This is a genomic window from Vibrio sp. FF266, assembly GCF_041439695.1.
GTDB classification, from domain to species: domain Bacteria; phylum Pseudomonadota; class Gammaproteobacteria; order Enterobacterales; family Vibrionaceae; genus Vibrio; species Vibrio tasmaniensis_A.
The window spans coordinates 1-1697 of record NZ_JBGOOO010000103.1; the positions used below are offsets into that span (position 1 = coordinate 1).

Below are 1697 nucleotides of genomic sequence, written 5' to 3' on the forward strand. Positions count from 1 at the left end.
TGAAAAACAATATGTCGCTTAATGCGGTGTCCAGTCTTACTGGAGCAGATCACTAAAGTGCCCGGGTGAGTTTCCTTTTCCCATTTTCTCTTATGCACGGCCTTCAGTAAATCGGCATAAATAACATTGAGAGTGATGTTTTCATCAAATGCTATTCTTCCTCCTTCAAATGCTAATGCTACCAAATAGTTTAGTAATGGCTCTTGAGTAATCGGAGTTAAATTATCCTTATTTGATTTTTTTGGTAATTTTTTATAATTTAGACCTTTCGCCTTTGCGTACTTTTCCCACCATATATTTCGTTGGTCTATCTTCAATAAAGAGTTGGGATCTTCGTACTCATCATAAAAACGTTCATCAACAAAATATGGCAATAGTTTTAATACTTGCTTACACTTTCGTAACTTAGTTTTTGTGGATTGAACTGCAACATCACGCCCTGTAATAATGGCCTGTCGTCTGTGCCCTTGCCCGTTATATCGATTGATCTTAATAATAACTTCTTCTACAAACGCCATAGCTGCATCAGATGCGGCTTTACCTCGCATAGACAGTTCGTCTAAGCCATCAAATATAAGTAAGATTCGTTCTTGCCCATGAGTCCCGTCTAGAGGGTTAGAGGACAGGAATCGGTCATCCCTGATAAAGCTCTCTATAGCAGTACTCAAATCGTCATCGATATCAAATAAATGGAGTGGTACAAATAATACGTGTACGCCTGATATTTTTTGAGAGATTTCCGCAGCTAAGATTTTTGCAGTAGATGACTTACCAGACCCTGGCCCACCACTTATAACTTTAATCGCGTCGTCAGCTTGATAGTTTTCAACCCAGCGAAATATTTCTTCATCTACATTAACAACACACTTTTTTTTCCGATTTTGGCTTTGCTCCAACGCCTCACTTTGCTCGATCTTTTCTTCGTAGTAACCACGTAAGGGAACGTAGACTTGTTTTAAACCGAAAGCTTCTGAAAACACAGGCTTATTAGCTTGCTCTTGTAACCATGAATGATACATGCTCCATTCACGCTCAATCTTTGTCGCCTCTAGAAAAGGAGATGTGACCGCATCTTGAATCGGATTATAAGTAGCAGCGTCCGATAACCATTGCTGATGAAGAGTTACAGGGAAGCAATCTTTAAGGCGCAAATAAATGGAACTTGCCTCATATTGACTCAAGCCTAATCCTAATAGCCAATCGGTTAGAGGTTGTTCTATAACAGAAAGTAATGCTATTTGCTTAGGGTTTGTAAAAAAATCAGAGTTAATCCCTACTGGTTTCTTTTGCATTGAAAGGCTTAAAGTTTCAGAAAGCTCTTCAATGCCTGCTTCATCTATGCCTTTATTTTGTAATAAGTTCGCACTTTCAACAACTAAGTGGTAAATAGAACGATGCAATGAAGTATTAATTAGCTCCCAAGCTAAAGCACCAGCAGTCTGACCTTCTAACCCCGTTGCTTTTAACATATCCAAAGCGTTTTCTGTCGCTCCTTTAGTATCTTGCATCGCGATATTAACCGCAGTTTTTCCTAATGCTGAAAAAAACTCTTTAGCATCAAAAGAAAATGCTTGGCACCACCATTCAACAGGACGTTCTATTTCAAAATCAAACTGAATATCTTTCATATAATTTTTTTACCTGTCTCGTCCTAAAATACGTTGACAGTTTTTCTACTAAGCCAACAGCGTCAGCTG

Annotated in this window: 1 protein-coding gene; it reads right to left on the bottom strand. The window is 38.6% G+C overall.

Going from position 1 to position 1697, the window contains the following annotated elements:
* Positions 1 to 1628 (bottom strand): hypothetical protein (locus ACED59_RS24400; RefSeq protein WP_371705200.1); only part of this gene is annotated, 1628 nt, incomplete at its 3' end.
* Between the last annotated feature and the right edge of the window lie 69 nt (positions 1629 to 1697).